This window comes from Streptomyces sp. MNU76 (genome assembly GCF_020982545.1).
Classification (GTDB): Bacteria; Actinomycetota; Actinomycetes; order Streptomycetales; family Streptomycetaceae; genus Streptomyces.
The window spans coordinates 471737-486164 of sequence record NZ_JAJKLK010000024.1 but is presented as its reverse complement, the minus strand read 5'-3'; the positions used below and the strand labels follow the sequence as shown (position 1 = coordinate 486164).

General features: G+C 71.5%; 17 protein-coding genes. 13 read left to right on the top strand and 4 right to left on the bottom strand.

Annotation, left to right across the window (positions count from 1 at the left end):
- Positions 1–3 precede the first annotated feature (3 nt).
- The 13 genes from E4N62_RS40430 (at position 4) to E4N62_RS40370 (ending at position 11073) form a co-directional block, all read left to right on the top strand.
- The gene (locus tag E4N62_RS40430) at positions 4–921 is read left to right on the top strand and encodes a carbohydrate ABC transporter permease (RefSeq protein WP_230222755.1); all 918 of its coding nucleotides are present in this window, start codon (positions 4–6) and stop codon (positions 919–921) included.
- 126 nt (positions 922–1047) lie between these two features.
- A complete protein-coding gene (locus E4N62_RS40425) occupies positions 1048–2487 on the top strand; it encodes a GH1 family beta-glucosidase (protein ID WP_230222753.1) in 1440 nt (479 codons plus the stop codon).
- Between the two features lie 240 nt (positions 2488–2727).
- Positions 2728–3423, top strand: coding sequence for a response regulator transcription factor (locus tag E4N62_RS40420; RefSeq protein ID WP_230222751.1), 696 nt, complete (start codon positions 2728–2730; stop codon positions 3421–3423).
- The gene (locus E4N62_RS40415) at positions 3413–4900 is read left to right on the top strand and encodes a HAMP domain-containing sensor histidine kinase (RefSeq protein ID WP_230222749.1); all 1488 of its coding nucleotides are present in this window, start codon (positions 3413–3415) and stop codon (positions 4898–4900) included. The genes E4N62_RS40420 and E4N62_RS40415 overlap by 11 nt, the downstream gene beginning before the upstream one ends.
- A 68-nt stretch (positions 4901–4968) precedes the next feature.
- Positions 4969–5295 (top strand): rhodanese-like domain-containing protein, encoded by a 327-nt coding sequence (locus E4N62_RS40410; RefSeq protein WP_230222747.1) that lies wholly within the window; start codon positions 4969–4971, stop codon positions 5293–5295.
- A 29-nt stretch (positions 5296–5324) separates the two neighbouring features.
- The gene (locus tag E4N62_RS40405; protein ID WP_230222745.1) at positions 5325–6566 is read left to right on the top strand and encodes an FAD/NAD(P)-binding oxidoreductase; all 1242 of its coding nucleotides are present in this window, start codon (positions 5325–5327) and stop codon (positions 6564–6566) included.
- 126 nt (positions 6567–6692) lie between these two features.
- Positions 6693–8078, top strand: coding sequence for a rhodanese-like domain-containing protein (locus tag E4N62_RS40400; protein ID WP_230222743.1), 1386 nt, complete (start codon positions 6693–6695; stop codon positions 8076–8078).
- 88 nt (positions 8079–8166) lie between these two features.
- Positions 8167–8748, top strand: a complete 582-nt coding sequence (locus E4N62_RS40395) for a rhodanese-like domain-containing protein (protein WP_230222740.1) — start codon at positions 8167–8169, stop codon at positions 8746–8748.
- Positions 8745–9665 carry a sulfite exporter TauE/SafE family protein gene (locus E4N62_RS40390; RefSeq protein ID WP_230222738.1) on the top strand — a complete coding sequence of 307 codons (921 nt, stop codon included), beginning with the start codon at positions 8745–8747 and terminating at the stop codon, positions 9663–9665. Before E4N62_RS40395 ends, E4N62_RS40390 begins: the two co-directional genes overlap by 4 nt.
- A gap of 18 nt (positions 9666–9683) precedes the next feature.
- Positions 9684–9953 (top strand): metal-sensitive transcriptional regulator, encoded by a 270-nt coding sequence (locus E4N62_RS40385; protein WP_230222736.1) that lies wholly within the window; start codon positions 9684–9686, stop codon positions 9951–9953.
- A gap of 34 nt (positions 9954–9987) precedes the next feature.
- Complete coding sequence (locus tag E4N62_RS40380; protein ID WP_230222734.1) at positions 9988–10293, top strand: three-helix bundle dimerization domain-containing protein; 306 nt, start codon at positions 9988–9990, stop codon at positions 10291–10293.
- The gene (locus E4N62_RS40375; RefSeq protein WP_230222732.1) at positions 10290–10457 is read left to right on the top strand and encodes a hypothetical protein; all 168 of its coding nucleotides are present in this window, start codon (positions 10290–10292) and stop codon (positions 10455–10457) included. Before E4N62_RS40380 ends, E4N62_RS40375 begins: the two co-directional genes overlap by 4 nt.
- Before the next feature lie 10 nt (positions 10458–10467).
- The gene (locus E4N62_RS40370; protein ID WP_230222730.1) at positions 10468–11073 is read left to right on the top strand and encodes a bifunctional 2-polyprenyl-6-hydroxyphenol methylase/3-demethylubiquinol 3-O-methyltransferase UbiG; all 606 of its coding nucleotides are present in this window, start codon (positions 10468–10470) and stop codon (positions 11071–11073) included.
- Between the two features lie 57 nt (positions 11074–11130).
- Here E4N62_RS40370 and E4N62_RS40365 read toward each other — a convergent pair whose 3' ends face one another.
- Genes E4N62_RS40365 through E4N62_RS40350 form a run of 4 tightly spaced genes read right to left on the bottom strand, consistent with a single transcriptional unit; the run spans position 11131 to position 13716 of the window.
- Positions 11131–11634: a PIG-L family deacetylase gene (locus E4N62_RS40365; RefSeq protein WP_230222728.1), complete on the bottom strand. Its 504-nt coding sequence runs from the start codon at positions 11632–11634 to the stop codon at positions 11131–11133.
- A gap of 1 nt (position 11635) precedes the next feature.
- Positions 11636–12109 (bottom strand): DsrE/DsrF/DrsH-like family protein, encoded by a 474-nt coding sequence (locus tag E4N62_RS40360; protein ID WP_230222726.1) that lies wholly within the window; start codon positions 12107–12109, stop codon positions 11636–11638.
- 30 nt (positions 12110–12139) lie between these two features.
- Positions 12140–12457, bottom strand: coding sequence for a TusE/DsrC/DsvC family sulfur relay protein (locus tag E4N62_RS40355; RefSeq protein WP_184902470.1), 318 nt, complete (start codon positions 12455–12457; stop codon positions 12140–12142).
- 17 nt (positions 12458–12474) lie between these two features.
- Complete coding sequence (locus E4N62_RS40350) at positions 12475–13716, bottom strand: NAD(P)/FAD-dependent oxidoreductase (protein WP_230222724.1); 1242 nt, start codon at positions 13714–13716, stop codon at positions 12475–12477.
- Positions 13717–14428 lie beyond the last annotated feature (712 nt).

Genomic DNA, 14428 nt, shown 5'->3' with positions numbered 1-14428 from the left:
ACCATGACCACTCAGAGTCTCCCGGCCCGGACCGGCAGCGCGGTCCGCACCTCCCGGAAGCCGGCCGGCCGCGGTGGCCGGCTGCTGCGCCAGCGAGCGGGCCGCCAGCACCACGCCAGCCCGCTGGCCTATGTGCTGCTCGCCGTGATGGCGCTGCTGTCGATCTTCCCGTTGTACTGGACGATGGTGGCGGCCTCCACCGACAACACCCGGGTCAGCCAGACACCGCCGCCCTTCCTGCCCGGGCCGAACCTGTTCAGCAACCTCGCCCGGGCCTGGGACGAGGCGGCGATGGGCAAGGCCATGGTCAACAGCCTCATCGTGGCCGGGGTGATCGCCCTGTCCACGGTCATGTTCGCCACGCTCGCCGGGTTCGCCTTCGCCAAGCTGCGGTTCAAGGGCCGCAACGCGCTGCTCATGCTGGTGATCGGCACGATGCTGGTGCCGCCGCAGCTCGGTGTCGTACCGCTGTTCATGATGATGGCCGAGCTGGGCTGGTCCCAGCAGTTGCCCGCCGTCATCTTCCCGACGCTGGTGAGCGCGGTGGGGGTGTTCTTCATGCGGCAGTACCTGTCGGAGGCGCTGCCGGACGAGCTCGTCGAGGCCGGACGCGTGGACGGGGCGCACTCGCTGCGGATCTTCTGGAGCATCGTGCTGCCCGTCGCCCGGCCCGCGATGGCCGTCCTGTTCATGATCACGTTCGTGCACGCCTGGAACGACTTCTTCTGGCCGTTCGTGGTCCTCGACATGACCAACCCCACCGTCCCCGTCGCCCTCACCCAGCTCAGCGCGGGCTACGTCCGCGACCAGTCGCTGATCATGGCCGGCGCGCTGCTGGGCACCCTGCCGCTGCTGGCGATGTTCATCGTCTTCGGCCGGCAGATCGTCAGCGGCATCATGGCGGGCGCCGTGAAGGGCTGACCCGCCCCCGCGCGCCCCGAACAGCCGAGCCCGCCCGTCGCCCGGCCGGCGCGCACCGGAACCCACCGCGCCGGGTGCCACCCACCGCACCCGCGCACACCACCATTCCCCCTCGAAAGGACTTACGTGGTCACCGCAGCACAGCAGAGCCGGTCCGCCCCGGACGCCGCACGCACCTTCCCCCGGGGTTTCCTCTGGGGCTCCGCGACCGCCTCCTACCAGATCGAGGGGGCCGCCGCGGAGGACGGCCGTACGCCGTCCATCTGGGACACCTACGCCCGCACCCCCGGCCGGGTCCGTAACGGCGACACCGGTGACATCGCCACCGACCATTACCACCGCTGGAACGAGGACGTCGCTCTGATGGCCGAACTCGGTCTGGGCGCCTACCGTTTCTCCCTCGCCTGGCCCCGGATCCAGCCCACCGGCCGAGGCCCGGCCGTGCAGAAGGGTCTGGACTTCTACCGGCGGCTGGTCGACGCGCTGCTGGAGAAGAACATCCAGCCCGTCGCGACCCTCTACCACTGGGACCTGCCCCAGGAACTGGAGGACGCGGGCGGCTGGCCCGAGCGGGCCACGGCGGAGCGGTTCGCCGAGTACGCGGCCCTCGCGGCGGACGCCCTCGGCGACCGGGTGAAGACCTGGACCACGCTCAACGAACCCTGGTGCAGTTCCTTCCTGGGCTACGGCTCGGGCGTGCACGCCCCCGGCCGCACCGACCCGGTCGCCGCCCTGCGCGCCGCCCACCACCTCAACATGGGCCACGGCCTGGCCGTCCAGGCGCTGCGCGACCGCCTGCGCGCCGACGCTCAGGTCTCGGTCACGCTCAACATCCACCATGTGCGCCCACTCACCGACTCGGACGGCGACGCCGACGCGGTCCGCCGGATCGACGCCCTCGCCAACCGGGTCTTCACCGGGCCGATGCTGAACGGCGCCTACCCGGAGGACCTGCTCAAGGACACCGCCGAGCTGACCGACTGGTCCTTCCTCCAGGACGGCGACCTGCGCAACATCCACCAGCCGCTGGACTTCCTGGGCGTCAACTACTACAGCCCCACCCTGGTGTCCGAGGCCGACGGCAGCGGCACGCACACCTCCGACGGACACGGCAACAGCGCCGACAGCCCCTGGCCGGCCGCCGAGCGGGTCGCCTTCCACCAGCCGCCCGGCGAGACCACCGCGATGGGCTGGGCCGTCGACCCCAGCGGGCTGTACGACCTCCTGCGCCGCCTCTCCGTCGACTTCCCCGGGCTGCCGCTGGTCATCACCGAGAACGGTGCCGCCTTCGACGACTACGCCGACCCGGCCGGCCAGGTCAACGACCCCGCCCGCATCGCCTACGTGCGCGGGCACCTGGCCGCCGTCCACCAGGCGATCCTGGACGGTTCGGACGTGCGCGGCTACTTCCTGTGGTCCCTGCTGGACAACTTCGAGTGGGCCCACGGCTACAGCAAGCGCTTCGGCGCCGTGTACGTCGACTACCCGACCGGCACCCGCATCCCCAAGGCCAGCGCCCGCTGGTACGCCGAGGTCGCCCGTACCGGCGTGCTGCCCGGCGCCTGACCGGGCCGGTGCGGCACACACAGCATCCCCGCGTGGTGTGCCGCACCAGGGAACCGCCGCCGCGGCGGGCGGGAGCGGGGCGGGGCGGAGCGGGGGCGGGAGCGGGGGCGCTGCGCGCGGAGGGCGCCGGCGCCCTGCGGGCGATGGCCAGGCCCAGTCCGCTGGATGGAGACGACCGCCGGGCGGTTTGGGGCTGTTCGGCCCTCGCGGGGGCGGGCGCGTGGCGCGTAGGTGTGGGACATGGCCGCCACCGTGCTCGTCGTCGAGGACGAGAGGGAGATCCGTGACCTGCTGCGCCGGTATCTGGAGCGCGCGGGGTACGGGGTGCTGACGACCGGCTCGGGTGCGGAGGCGGTGCGTCTGCTGGGCGAGCGTGGCGTCGATCTGGCGCTGCTGGATCTCGGGCTGCCGGACGTGGACGGGGACGAGGTGCTGTGCGAGGCCCGCGAGCGCGGCCGGGTGCCGGTGGTCGTGCTGACCGCGCGTACGACCGTCGAGGACCGCATCCACGGGCTGCGGCTGGGCGCCGACGACTATGTGACCAAGCCGTTCAGTCCCACCGAGGTGGTGCTGCGAGTGGGTGCGGTGCTGCAGCGGGTCGGGGGTACGGCGACGGGGGCGGCGCCCGTTGTGTCGTACGGCGACGGACGGCTGCGGATCGACGAGGCCCGGCACGAGGCAGTACTGGGGGGCTGTTCCCTGGAGTTGACGCCCACCGAGTGGGGTCTGCTGACCGCGCTGGCATCGGTGCCCGGCCGGGTGTTCTCGCGCTATGAGCTGGTCAACCGAGTGCGCGGCTACGAGTTCGCCGGGTACGAGCGGACGATCGACTCGCATGTGAAGAATCTGCGGCACAAGCTCGGGGAGGCAGGCGCCGACCTCGTGGTGACTGTGCTGGGCGTGGGCTATCGGCTGGGGTGGTCCCGTGACCCGTGAACCCGGCTCGCCGCGCTCCGGCGTTCGGCCGTCCGGCGGGCTCGGCCCGCTCGGGCGACGCCTGTTCGCCGCGTTCGCCGTGGTGGCGCTGGCCTCCGTGGCGCTGCTGACGGCCGCGGCGCTCGTCGGAACCGACCGCGGGCTGAGCAGCGCCCACCAAGCCGACCGGCAGCGCACCGCCGAACGGGTGGCCGCGGCGGCAGCCGACGCCTACCGGACCGCGGGCGACTGGTCGACGGCCGACCTGTCGGCGGCGCGATCCATCGCCGCGGGCGCAGGGGCGGTTCTCACGGTGCGCGACGCGGACGACGAGATGATCTCTGGCGGCTCCGGCTCCGGGTCCCGGGACGAGCACGGCATGCCCGGTTCAGGGCAGGGGCACCACGGGCAGGGCATGGGCTCGGGCCCCGGTGCGAACACGCTCGTGGTGGTCGACGTCCGCACCGTCGGCTCCGTGCACCTTGCCTTCTCGGCCGGCTCCGGGTCGGCGGGTCTGTCCGTCGCCTGGGGCTGGGTGGCCGCGGCTGCCGTCGGTGCGCTGGCTCTGGCGCTGGGCGTGAGCTGGTTCGTCACCCGGCGCCTGACGGCTCCGGTCGTCCGGGTCGCCGCGACCGCGCGTGCGCTGGCCGCCGGGGACCGCAGCGCCCGGACCCGGATCGACGCGCCCGGTGAACTGGGCGACCTCGCCCTCGCCTTCGACGCCATGGCCGACGACGTGGGCCACGCGGAGCAAGCCCTCCACCGCCTCGCCGCAGATGTCGCCCACGAACTGCGCACGCCCCTGGCCTCGTTGCGGGCGGGGCTGGAGGAATTGCGCGACGGCTACACCGAGCCGGCCCCGGACCGTCTGGCCTCGCTGCACGACCAGGCCATGCGGCTGGGCCGCATCGTCGACGACCTCGGGAAACTCGCGGAGGCCGAGTCCGCCCGGCTGTCCCTGCGCCTGGCCGAGGTGGATCTGACCACCCTGGCCGAGGCCGCCGTGGCCGAACGGGAGGCCGAACTGCGCACCGCCGGGCTGACCGTGCACACGCTCCCCGGCCCCGCTCCCCTGCCGGTGCGCGCCGACGCCGACCGGCTGCACCAGGCGCTCGGCAACCTCCTCAGCAACACCGCACGCCACTGCCGTCCGGGCGACACCGTCACCGTCACGACGTCCGCCACGCCCGCCGAAGCTCTCGTCGAGGTGGCCGACACCGGCCCCGGCATCCCCGCCGACGAGCTGCCGCACGTCTTCGACCGGCTGTGGCGCGGGGCCCTCGCTCGTGCCGGAGGCGGCAGCGGCATCGGCCTGGCCGTGGTCAAGGAGCTGGTCACCGCCCACGGCGGCACGGTCACCGCGGTCTGCGGACCGGGCGGCGGGACACGGATGACCCTCCGGCTGCCCAGGCCCGCGTCGCAGGGATCCCGGCTCGGTCCGGGCTCCGTCACCGAGCCGCGAGTTGCCTCTCGGGCAAATACCCCCATGGGTATTTGACGCCAGTCGCCGGGCCGCCTTACCCTCGGCGAGAAGATACCCCCGGGGGTAATTGAGGAGGCAATGAAGTGGCTCGTGAAGTGACACAGGAAGCGTTCGTGGCGAACTGGGCCGACGGCGCACTCGTCATCGACGTACGGGAGGCGGACGAATACGCGGCCGGGCACGTGCCCGGCGCGCGCCTGATGCCGCTGCGCACCGTGCCCGCCCGCTGCCGAGAACTGCCCACCGACCGGCCGGTGTTCGTGATCTGCGCCAGCGGCAACCGCAGCCGGACCGCCGCCGACCAGATGACCTCCCGCGGCATCGACGCCTACTCCGTCGTCGGCGGCACCGGCGCCTGGGCCCGCGCCGGCCGTCCGGTCGCGGCCGGTTCGCACGAGCACGCCGCCTGATCCCCGTCCGACACCCGCACACCGGCCAGTTGGAAGGAGCCCCGCCTTGGCCGCCACCCTCCCCCACCGACTCCCCGATCTCCGGCCGTCACCGTGTCGCCGTCATCGGCGGCGGCAGCGGCATCAGCGTCGCCGCCCGCCTGCGCCGCGCCGGCGTCAGCGACATCACCCTGATCGAACCGTCCGACACGCACTGGTACCAGCCGCTGTGGACCCTGGTCGGCGGCGGCCAGGCACCCCTGCGCACCACCCGCCGCCCCGAAGGGTCGGTCATCCCGGACGGCGTCCGGTGGATCCGCCGCCGCGCCGTGGCCGTCGACCCGGAGGCCCGCACGGTGAGCCTCTCCGGCGGCAGCGAACTCACCTACGAACACCTGGTGATGGCTCCGGGTCTCCAGCTCGACTGGGACGGCGTCCCCGGCCTCGGCGAGGCCGTGGGCCACGACCGGGTGAGCAGCAACTACGCGCCCGAATACGCCCCGCGCACCTGGGAGCTGATCCGGCAGATGCGCTCGGGTACGGCCGTCTTCACGCACCCGGCGACCCCGCTGAAGTGCGGCGGAGCCCCGCAGAAGATCGCCTATCTGGCCGCCGACCACTGGCGCAAGCGGAAGGTCCTGGACCAGATCCGCATCGTTCTCGTCATCCCCGATCCGGCGATGTTCAAGGTGCCCGCCTGGTCGCAGGTCCTGGAGAAGGTGGCCGCCCGGTACGGCATCGAGGTGCGGCTGCGCTCCGAGATGACCGCCGTCGACGGCGACGCCCGCGAGCTCACCGTCACCGACCATGCGAACGGCACCAAGGAGACCATCGGCTACGAGCTGCTGCACGCCGTGCCGCCGCAGAGCGCACCCGACTGGGTCAAGACGAGCCCGCTCGCCGACCCGGCCAGCCCGCAGGGCTTCGTCGCGGCCGACAAGCACACCCTCCAACACCCTTCGTACGAGAACGTCTTCGCGCTCGGTGACGTGGCGAACCTGCCCACGTCGAAGACTGGCGCCGCGGTACGCAAGCAGGCCCCGGTGGTCGCGGCGAATCTCCTCGACGTCATGAACGGCCGTTCCCCGTCGCACCGGTACGACGGCTACACGTCCTGCCCGCTGGTGACCGCCCGCGACCGGATGCTGCTCGCCGAGTTCGACTACGACCTGACCCCCACGCCCACGTTCCCGCTGCTCGACCCGTTCAAGGAACGGCGCACGATGTGGCTGTTCAAGCGGTACGGCCTGCCGCCGATCTACTGGCACGCCATGCTCACCGGCCACCTCTGACCGGTCGGCCCGGGCATCCCCCGACCCGGGCCGGCCGCTCCCCCTGCCCCCCGACAAGGGCGGACCAGAACCTTCTACATACCCCCCGGGGTAATCAACCCAGTCCGACATGGAGGTCACCCGACCATGTTCTTCGCCCAGTACTACCTCGACTGCCTCTCCCAGGCGTCCTACATGATCGCCGACGAGAGCACCGGCAAGGCTGTCGTCGTCGACCCGCGCCGCGACGTCTCCGAGTACCTCACCGACGCCGCCGAGCACGGCTTCACCATCGAGGCCGTCATCAACACGCACTTCCACGCCGACTTCCTCGCCGGCCACCTGGAACTCGCCGACCGCACCGGCGCCTGGATCGGCTACGGACAGCGGGCCGAAGCCGAGTACCCCATCCGCAAACTGACCGACGACGAGCGCATCAGCCTCGGCGACGTGCAGCTGCAGATCCTCGAAACCCCCGGGCACACCCCGGAGTCGATCAGCGTCCTGGTGTACGAGCACACAGGCGACGCCGTCCCCTACGGCGTCCTCACCGGCGACGCACTGTTCATCGGCGACGTCGGCCGGCCCGACCTGCTCGCCTCGATCGGCGTCACCGCCGACGAACTCGGCCGCATGCTCCACAACACCATCCAGCACAAGCTGATGGACCTCCCGGACGCGGTCCGGGTCTTCCCCGCCCACGGAGCCGGATCCGCCTGCGGCAAGAACCTCTCCACCCAGCGCCAGTCCACCATCGGCGAGCAGCGCGCCACCAACTACGCCTGCCGGCCCATGAGTGAGGAGAAGTTCGTCCAGCTGGTGACGGAGGGCCAGCCCTCCGCTCCCGCCTACTTCGTCTACGACGCCATTCTCAACCGCAAGGAGCACGGCCTGTTCGACGCGGCCGCCGGACCCCGCCCCCTGTCGGTGGAGGAGTTCATGGAGCGGCGCGCGGCCGGAGCCGTCGTGGTCGACGCCCGTTCCCCGCAGGACTTCGCGCCCGGGTACCTGCGCGGCTCGGTCAACGTGCCCGCGGACGGCCGCTTCGCCGAGCAGGCGGGCATGGTCGTCGCCCCCGAACAGGACGTCGTCGTCATCGCGCCGCAGGACCGTGAGGAGGAGGTCGTCACCCGGCTCGCCCGGATCGGCTTCGACAAGGTCGGCGGCTACCTGCGCGAACCCGAGGGCGCCTTCCCGGCCCTGGCCGACGAGATGGAGCAGGCCAGCCGGCTGACCGCCGACGAACTGCACCGTCTGCTCGACGGCGAGGAACCGCCGCTGGTGCTGGACGTGCGCAACACGGCCGAGCGCGAAGAGGGCTTCATCGAGGGCTCACTGCACATCCCGCTGGCCGAACTCGCCCGCCGCCTCGACGAGATCCCGGCCGACCGTCCGCTGGTCGTGCACTGCGCGGGCGGCCACCGCTCCTCCATCGCCGCCAGCCTGCTGCGCCACCAGGGCCGCACCGACGTCTCCGACCTGCTCGGCGGTTACGGCGCCTGGCTCGCCCTGCCCGCGTCCGCCGACGCCTGATCCACCGCACTGCGCACTGCGGGCGGCGGTCACGGGAATCGGCCGCCGCCCGCCCCCAACCGCTTCGAAGACATCAAGGAATCCAGCGATGACCACCCGCGCCGACAAGCCACGACTCGATCCCGCCGCCCTGCGCGACCTCACCCGGGACGGAGAGGGCCCGCGCCTGCTGGACGTGCGCACGCCCGGCGAGTTCCGCACCGCCCACATCCCCGGCTCCTACAACGTCCCCCTCGACACCCTGCGCGAACACCGCGCCGAACTGCGCCACCACCTCGACGAAGACGTCATACTCATCTGCCGCTCCGGCGCCCGCGCCACCCAGGCCGAACAGGCTTTCGCCGAAGCCGGACTGCCCAACCTGCGCGTCCTCGACGGCGGCGTCATGGCCTGGGAGTCCGCCGGCGGCCCACTCACCCGCGGACCCGAACGCTGGGATCTGGAGCGCCAGGTCCGGCTCGTCGCCGGAGTTCTCGTCCTGGTGACCGGCCTCGCGGGCCTGTTCGTGCCCGGACTGCACCTGATCGGTACCGCCGTCGGCGGCGGGCTGACCGTCGCCGCGCTCACCAACACCTGCGCCATGGGCATGCTGCTGTCGAAGCTGCCCTACAACCGCGGCCCGCGCACCGACCTCGACACCGTCGTCGCCGTCCTGCAAGGCACTCCATGATCGCCGTCATCATCGCCGCGTCCCTGCTCATCGGGGTCAGCCTCGGCGTCCTCGGGGGCGGCGGGTCCATCCTGACCGTGCCCATCCTGGTCTACCTGGCCGGCATGGAGACCAAGCAGGCCATCGCCACCTCCCTGTTCGTCGTCGGCGTCACCAGTGCCGCCGGGGTCGTCTCCCACGCGCGGGCCGGACGCGTCCGCTGGCGTACCGGGCTGCTGTTCGGCCTGGCCGGCATGACCGGCGCCTACGCGGGCGGACGGCTCGCCGGGTTCATCCCCGGCAGCGTCCTCCTGCTCGCGTTCGCCCTCATGATGATCGCCACGGCTATCGCCATGATCCGGGGACGGAGGCGGGCGCCGAAGAAGGTCCACCACGAACTCCCCGTCCTGCACGTGCTGTTGGACGGCATCGTCGTGGGCCTGGTGACCGGACTGGTCGGCGCCGGCGGAGGCTTCCTCGTCGTTCCCGCACTCGTCCTGCTCGGCGGGCTGCCGATGACCGTCGCGGTCGGCACCTCGCTGCTGGTCATCTCCATGAAGTCCTTCGCGGGCCTGGCCGGTTACCTCGCCAGCGTGCACATCGACTGGGGCCTGGCGGCCCTCGTCACGGCGACGGCCGTCGTCGGCAGCCTGCTCGGCGGCCTGCTCGCCGGGCGCATCCCACAGGACGCGCTGCGCAAGTCCTTCGGCTGGTTCGTCGCCGTCATGGGCATCTTCGTCCTCAGCCGGCAGACCGGCTCCGACCTGCGCCACACCCTGCTCACCAGTCCCTGGACCTGGGCCTCCGCAGCCGCGGCGGCGGGCATCGCCTTCAGCTGGTACATGCTCAGGCGCTCGGGACGAACACCGCAGCAGCCGAGCGACGCCCCGGCCGTGCCGAACGACGAAAACCCGGACCGCCTGGCCACCCGTCCGTGAGGACAGGAGGTGAAAGCCATGGACGAGAAAACGGACTCGTGGGCCGAGGCGCTCGTTCGGCTGCGGCGGGCCCAGGGACAGCTGGCCGCGGTCATCGCCATGATCGAGGCGGAGCGCGACCGCAAGGACGTCGTCACCCGGCTGGCCGTGGTCTCCCACGCCCTGGACCGGGCCGGCTTCAAGACAGTCGCGGACGGCATTCGCCAGTGCCTCACCGAACGACAGCGGGGGCACGTCCCGCCGCTGAGTGAGGCAGAACTGGAGAATCTGTTCCTGACACCCTCCTGAACAGAACCCCGTAACCCATTCCCGGGGGTGCAAGGTGATCTCCCGCGCCAACATCACCGACTGGCCCGGCCGGCCGGGCAGCCACTGCCTCGACACCCGACCGGGCGGCCCACCGACACCAGCAGCGGAGCAGCGCGCCCGTGAGGACGTCCGGGCGCGGCTCAGACGCCGTTTCCCGGGCATCCCGTCCGAGACACTGACGACGGCGACGGCGGAGGCGTTCGCGTGCTTCGCCGACGCCCGCGTACGGCACTGCGTTCCGGTTCTGGCCTTCAAACGCGCCGCGGAACAGTTGTCCCGCCGCCTCCCCACCCGCGGTGAGGCAGACGGTGAGCCATGAGACCGACCCCGAAGTGCGTTCTCGACCGGGCCCGCCCCTGCAACGCCTGCATCGCCCCGGACCCCGCCACCTGCCCTTACCCGTATCTGCTCGCCGGGGACGATCCAGAGGACCAGGACGACGGCGGCAGCATCAGCGAGTATTCAACCCACACGCAAGAGTGAGGTGCACACGATGGACGCAGCGGGCTGGGACGAGCGGTACCGCGGCAGCGAACTGGTCTGGAGGGCCGAGCCCAACCGCTTCGTCGAGCAGGAGCTGGCCGGTCTGGAACCGTCCGGGCGAGCGGTGGACCTCGCCGCCGGAGAAGGACGCAACGCCGTCTGGCTCGCGGAGCGCGGCTGGGAGGTGGACGCCGTCGACTTCTCCGCCGTAGCGCTGGAGAAGGCCGAGCGGCTGGCCGCCGAACGGGGTGTGCGGCTGCGTACCGTCCACGCCGATCTCACGCATCGGACGGCCTCGGAGGCGACATACGACCTGGCCCTGATCGCATATCTGCACCTGCCCTGGCCGGAGATGACCGAGGTACTGCCCCGGGCCGCCACCGCCGTGCGTGAGGGCGGGACCCTGCTGCTCGTCGGCCATCACGCGGCCAACCCCGAGCGCGGATACGGCGGCCCGCAGGATCCGCGCGTGCTGTACACCGCCGAGCAGGTCGCCGACCTGTGGCGGCCTTACGCCGACATCCTGCGAGCCGAGACGGTCACCCGGCCGGTGACCGACGCCGAGGGCAACAGCCACACGGCCCTCGACACGCTCGTCCACGCCGTACGGCGATGACCCCGGGGGGAACAATACGGCGCCGCGAAACGCTGCCACTTATACCCCTCGGGGTATTCAAATCGCAGTCGACACCCGCTGGGGACTGCCACCAACCCGGCCGAGGAGCGTGAGGACGATGGCGACGGCAGGACGTGACCGGCCCCCGACGAACGAGGACAGCCGCCTCGTGACCGGCTGCGGGCGCAGGATCGCCGTGCGGTGTCTGCGGCTCGCACCCGCGGAGCGGCCCATCAGCCGGGTCGCCCTCGACGTGGGCCGCGACCAGGGCGGCGAACCGGGTGCGTGGGCGGCACTCACCGCAGACGAGGCACGTGACCTGGCCCGCCTGCTCCTCCTGCACGCCGACCTGGCCGAGCGCGGCACCGAGCCCGGTCGGCCGTGCAGCGTGGACGACTCACCATGGGTGAAGCAGAGCACGGGCGTGGGCACACCGGAGCCGGACAGCAGGGCGAGCAGGCCGCCCAGGCCGAACGACTCGTCGTCGGGATGGGCGACCACCGCCAGCACGCGCCACATCCCGTCCGGCAGGCCGTGCCCGGCATCTGCGCTGCCGGCCATCTCAGGTGTAGATGATCTGGCCGCCGGCCGCGTGCTCGTAGAACTCACCGACCGTGATGATGCCCTGGACCTGCTCGACCAGGTCGTCCTTGCCGAGTTCGAAGAGGTCGACGGACGCCTTGCAGGCGTAGATGCCGGCGCCGGTGTCGGCGATCATCTCGATGAACTCGGGGATCGGCGGGATGTCGAGCTTGTCCATCTTGCGTTCCATGTAGCGGGTGACCAGGTCGGGGACACCCGGCATGCCGCCCAGCAAGGTCGGCAGGTGGAGGCCGGGGTTGCCCACGGTCGCGAGCTTGATGTGCTCCCAACGCTTCTTCGTGATGGCGTCCAGGCCGAAGAAGGTGAAGAACAGGTCGGCCTCGATTCCCTCGGCGCGGGCGCCGTTGGCCATGATCAGGGCCGGGTAGATCCCTTCCAGGGATCCCTTGGAGACGATGATGGAGACCTTGTCGATCGTTGCGGTGTCGGCCATGACGGCACGCACTCCTTCGTATCAGGCGTATCAGATGCAGCCGCGGGGCTTGGGAATGCCGGCGATCTTCGCGGCCGTCTTCGCCGGGCCCTTGGGGAAGAGCTGGTAGAGCTCCTTGACGCCGACGCCGGAGGTCTTGCCCAGCACCCGCACGGTGGGGCCAGTGCCCTTGGCCGCGTACTGGGCGCGCATGAAGCGGATGACGATCCAGTGCCGGTCGGTCAGGGTGTCGATACCGAGTTCCTTGGCGATCTGTTCGGCCATGGGCTCGGTCCACCGGTCGGGCTCGGTGAAGAAGCCTTCCTCGTCGACCGGGACGGGGGTGCCGTCGTAGGTGGCGGTGGGCATGGCGGTGCTCCTTCGGTTCAGGCGTGGGTGTGGTGCTTGCCGTGCTCGGGCATGGCCGAGCCGATGCCGGGCAACTCCCGGCCGGGCAGCAGGCTGTGCCAGTACAGCCACTCGAAGGCGAGCTTGCCGAGGTGGTTGGCGTGCGACTCCTTGAGCAGCGGCAGGCCGACGGTGGCCGGGAAGTGGCCGGGCAGCGGTTCGGTGTCGTAGTTGAAGTCGATGAGCAGGGCCTTGTGGAAGCCCGTCTCTACGAAGCAGTTGGCGTGCCCGTCGAAGGAGGCGTCCAGCGGCTGTCCGGCCAGGAAGCGGCCGATGTTGTGCACCAGTACCTCGCCCTCGAAGTGGGCCACCGACCCGGCCTTGGAGGCCGGCAGACCGGCCGCGTCACCGATCGCGAACACCTCGGGGTGGTCGGGGTGTTGGAGGGTGTGCGGGTCGACTGGTACGAAGTCCAGCTCGTCGCCCAGTCCCTCGGAGCGTCCGACGTACTCGGCACCGCCGTGCAGTGGGACGACGACCGCCAGGTCGAAGGGCACCTCCCGTTCGTCGTACGACACGAGCCGGCCCCCTTCGCCGTCGACCTCGCCGAGCGTGAACTCGGTGACCAGCTCGATGCCCTTCTCCTTCAGCAGCCCGCCCAGCGCCTTCGCGGCGACCGGCTTGGTGAACGCGCCGTCGAGCGGCGTGGCGTACGTCAGCGCGACCCGGTCACGGATGCCGAGTCGCTGGAAATACCAGTCGGCGAGGAACGCGAACTCCAGTGGTGCGACCGGGCACTTGAGCGGCAGGTCGGCCACGTCGATCACGATCCGGCCGCCGTCGAAGCGCTCGAGCGCATGGTGCAGACCGACGGCGCCAGGCAGGTCATAGAAGGTGAAGACCTTCTCGCCCCAGCCGGGCCCGGTCAGTCCCTCGGTCTCCTCCGGCAACAGCCGGGCTCCGGTGGCGACCACGAGGACGTCGTAGGACAGCCGGATGCCATCGGCCAGGTGCACTGTCCGCGCGTCCAGGTCGACCCGCTCGATGCGGGCCTGCTTGTAGTCGACGGCGGTGTTCAGCTGCCGCGGACGGGAGCGGACGAGGTGATGCGGCTGGGCCAGCCCGAAGGGGACGAACAGCAGTCCGGGCTGGTAGACGTGGTCGTCGTCCCGGTCGACGACCGTGATCCGGAAATCCCGCTCGTCGTACGTGCGTTGCAGGCGGTTGGCCGTCATGGTGCCGGCGGTGCCGCTTCCGAGGATCACGATGTGTTTGCCCATGCCCCCACTGTCATGCGGCAAGTGAGGGCGAGGCATGGGCCGCTGGTCCCCAGCCGAGTACCCACCCGGGTATGTCTTCGTCGGGCTCACTGGCCTCAGGACTCATTTGCCCGCCGTGAACGCCCCGATAAAATACCCCGCAGGGTATATGGCCGCGAAGTCAGGCACGAGGGCCGAGCGGCCCCCGCCGCATCCCGTCGGCCCCTCACCCCGCCCCGCACTCGGCGGTCGACTGGAATCCGGAACAGCCGACACCAGCGAGAAGGGCTCGGCCATGACCGGCAGCACACCGCAGACTCTCGGCACGAACCGCCCGCACCGCGTCGCGTGCCTGCTGCATGCGTACGGCGCGCCGTCCTTCTGGGACTACGCGTCCGCGACTACCTCATCGACGCCGTCGAGCTGATCGCCACACACGGCCACCGACTGCTTCCCGACTACCGCTTCGATGCGCACACCGGACAGTGGCGCCACCACAGCGGCCCCGCCCAACCCCCACTGCGCCTGACCGACGTGCGCTTCGGCACCGACGGCCGGATCACCGCCCCGGCCGTCCGACACCGTCGGCTGGGTGAGGCGGCACCGGCCGGCCAACTCGCCCGTGCCCGTGCGGTGCCGGCGGCCGGTCCCGACCACCTGGACGACGGCCCCACCGGGCCGCCGGCCGACTTCGAGCGCGTGCGCTGTTCCCGCTGCCGCCCGTCCGCCTGGA

Coding starts and splice junctions, on each gene's coding strand:
- E4N62_RS40390 (WP_230222738.1), top strand. CDS start 8,745: ATGATCGCCGTCATCATCGCCGCGTCCCTGCTCATCGGGGTCAGCCTC.
- E4N62_RS40430 (WP_230222755.1), top strand. CDS start 4: ATGACCACTCAGAGTCTCCCGGCCCGGACCGGCAGCGCGGTCCGCACC.
- E4N62_RS40350 (WP_230222724.1), bottom strand. CDS start 13,716: ATGGGCAAACACATCGTGATCCTCGGAAGCGGCACCGCCGGCACCATG.
- E4N62_RS40355 (WP_184902470.1), bottom strand. CDS start 12,457: ATGCCCACCGCCACCTACGACGGCACCCCCGTCCCGGTCGACGAGGAA.
- E4N62_RS40375 (WP_230222732.1), top strand. CDS start 10,290: ATGAGACCGACCCCGAAGTGCGTTCTCGACCGGGCCCGCCCCTGCAAC.
- E4N62_RS40370 (WP_230222730.1), top strand. CDS start 10,468: ATGGACGCAGCGGGCTGGGACGAGCGGTACCGCGGCAGCGAACTGGTC.
- E4N62_RS40400 (WP_230222743.1), top strand. CDS start 6,693: ATGTTCTTCGCCCAGTACTACCTCGACTGCCTCTCCCAGGCGTCCTAC.
- E4N62_RS40365 (WP_230222728.1), bottom strand. CDS start 11,634: ATGGCCGGCAGCGCAGATGCCGGGCACGGCCTGCCGGACGGGATGTGG.
- E4N62_RS40420 (WP_230222751.1), top strand. CDS start 2,728: ATGGCCGCCACCGTGCTCGTCGTCGAGGACGAGAGGGAGATCCGTGAC.
- E4N62_RS40395 (WP_230222740.1), top strand. CDS start 8,167: ATGACCACCCGCGCCGACAAGCCACGACTCGATCCCGCCGCCCTGCGC.
- E4N62_RS40385 (WP_230222736.1), top strand. CDS start 9,684: ATGGACGAGAAAACGGACTCGTGGGCCGAGGCGCTCGTTCGGCTGCGG.
- E4N62_RS40360 (WP_230222726.1), bottom strand. CDS start 12,109: ATGGCCGACACCGCAACGATCGACAAGGTCTCCATCATCGTCTCCAAG.